The 2,342-nt window shown below is 74.7% G+C and carries 2 protein-coding genes and 1 pseudogene; all 3 read left to right on the top strand.

Features of this window, described 5'->3' with window-relative positions; translation table 11 throughout:
• Positions 1-665, top strand: a 665-nt coding sequence (locus AB0J52_RS36715) for an alpha/beta hydrolase family protein (RefSeq protein WP_500187516.1), incomplete at its 5' end; no start/stop codon positions are given.
• The gene (locus AB0J52_RS36710; RefSeq protein WP_500187515.1) at positions 658-2,085 is read left to right on the top strand and encodes a serine hydrolase domain-containing protein; all 1,428 of its coding nucleotides are present in this window, start codon (positions 658-660) and stop codon (positions 2,083-2,085) included. The genes AB0J52_RS36715 and AB0J52_RS36710, both read left to right, overlap by 8 nt.
• A 1-nt stretch (position 2,086) precedes the next feature.
• Positions 2,087-2,342 (top strand): annotated as a pseudogene (locus AB0J52_RS36705) (hypothetical protein); the annotation flags it as partial.

The raw sequence follows: 2,342 nt of genomic DNA, 5'->3' as shown, positions 1-2,342 counted from the left end.
GCCCGCACAACGCGTGGGCCCCGCTCGCCGACCCGGTCCACCTCTACCACCACGAGCTCGTCGCGCGCGGCTGGACGATCCTGACGCTCAACATCCGCGGCAGCGACGGCTACGGCGAGGAGTTCTTCACCGCCGCGGTCGGCGCGTGGGGAGAGGCCGACGAGCGCGACGTCCTGGAGCCCGTCCAGACCCTGGTCGACGAGGGCCTGGCCGACCCCGCCCGCGTCGCGCTGACCGGCTACAGCTACGGCGGCTACCTCACCTGCTGGCTGTCGGCGCGCAGCGGGATGTTCCGCGCGGCGGTGCCCGGCGGCGTCGTCACCGACCTGGTCTCGATGGCCGGGACCTCCGACGAGGGCCACGCCCTGACCGGCCTGGAGATCGGCCCGCACGACCGGCTCGTCGCGCTCTCGCCGCTGACCCACGCGGACGGCGTCCGCGTCCCGACCCTGATCCTGCACGGCGACGCCGACGACCGCTGCCCGGTCGGCCAGGCCGAGCAGTGGTTCCACGCGCTGCGCACGCGCGGCGTCCCGGTCCGCCTCGTCCGGTATCCGGGCGGCGACCACCTGTTCCCGCTCACCGGACGGCCCTCGCACCGGGCCGACTACTCCCGCCGCCTCGTCGGCTGGGTCACCGAACACCTGGGAGTCGACCATGACTGACACCGCCCCCTCCCCCTCCGCCTCCTCCGCCCGCGCGACCGCCGACGGCGGCACGCGCCCGGTGGACGCCGCGCACTGGGCCGAGCGGCTGACCGCCCTGGCCGTCGAGCACGGCGTGCCCGGCGCGAGCCTCGGCATCCTCGCCGGCGGCGAGATCACCGAGGCCGCCACCGGCCTGGCCAACGCCGGCGCGCGGATCGAGGCCACCACCGACACGGTGTGGCAGATCGGCTCGATCTCCAAGGTCTGGACGGCCACCGTCGCGATGATGCTCGTCGACGAGGGCGTCCTCGACCTGGACACCCCCGTCGCGTCGGTCCTGCCGGGCCTGCGGCTCGGCACCCCGGAGCTGACCGAGCACGTCACCCTGCGCCACCTGCTCTCCCACACCAGCGGCATCGACGGCGACTTCTTCCTCGACACCGGACGCGGCGACGACTGCCTGGAGCGCTACACCGAACGCCTCGCCGACGCCGCCGCCAACCATCCCGTCGGCGCGACCATGTCGTACTGCAACGCCGGGTTCTCCCTGACCGGCCGGATCCTCGAACACGTCACCGGCGTCCAGTGGGACCGGCTGATGCGCGAGCGCCTCTACGAGCCGCTCGGCCTCACCCGCACCGCGACGCTCCCCGAGGACGTCCTGCGCCACCGCGCCGCCGCCGGCCACATCGGCGAGCCGCCCGTCGTCGCACCGCACTGGATGCTCATGCGCTCGGCCGGGCCGGCGGGCCTCATCTGCTCCACCGCACGCGAGGTGCTGGCCTTCGCGCGCCTGCACCTCGACGGCGGTCTCGCCCCCGACGGCACGCGCCTGCTGTCGGAGGACGCCGCCCAGGCGATGCGCACCTCCCAGGTCGCCCTCCCCGACACCCACACCCTCGGCGACGCGTGGGGACTGGGCTGGATCCTCATGGAGTGGTCGGGCCGCCGCATGTACGGCCACGACGGCAACACCATCGGCCAGAGCGCCTTCCTGCGCGTCCTGCCGGACACCGGCCTCGCGGTGTGCCTGCTCACCAACGGCGGCGACACCCTGAGCCTCTACCAGGACCTCTATGGCGAGATCTTCACCGAGCTCGCCGGCGTCGAGCCGCCCCGGCTGCCCGAACCGGCCGCCGGCCCCGTCCCCGACGACCCGTCCCGCTACGTCGGCGTCTACGAGCGCGCCTCCAGCCGCATGGAGGTGTTCGAACGCGACGGGGACCTCGTCCTGCGCTCGGTGGTGACCGGGGAACTCGCCGAGATGGTGTCCGAGGAGGAGCGGTCGCAGGAGGCGCCGCTGCGCGCCTTCGAGCCCGGCGTCTTCCTCGTCCAGCGGCCCGGGGTGGGCGGCTGGTGGCCGGTGACCTTCTACACCCTCGACGACGGATCCCAGTACGTCCACCACGGCGTCCGCGCGACGCCGAAGGTCGGCTGACGTGCCGGACCTGCTCACGGCGGCCCGCGCCCGCACGGACGCGATGGTCGCCGACATCGGGGAGCTGGTGCGGACCGAGTCGCCCACCGCCGACCCGGCGGCCGTGCGCCGCTGCGCCGACGTGGTCGCCGCGCTCGGCGCCCGCCTGACCGGCGTCCCACCCGAACGGCTCGAATCGGGCGGCCGGCCGCACCTGCGCTGGCGGTTCGGCGCGGGCGACCGGGTGCTGCTGCTCGGCCACTTCGACACCGTCTGGC

This window comes from Spirillospora sp. NPDC049652, assembly GCF_040675125.1.
Taxonomy (GTDB): Bacteria; Actinomycetota; Actinomycetes; order Streptosporangiales; family Streptosporangiaceae; genus Spirillospora.
Note: the sequence above shows the minus strand (reverse complement) of the source record. Positions and strands in the feature narration are given on the sequence as shown.

Bases quoted from the DNA above. Each gene is read 5' to 3' on its own strand.
- AB0J52_RS36710 (WP_500187515.1), top strand. From the start codon at position 658: ATGACTGACACCGCCCCCTCCCCCTCCGCCTCCTCCGCCCGCGCGACC.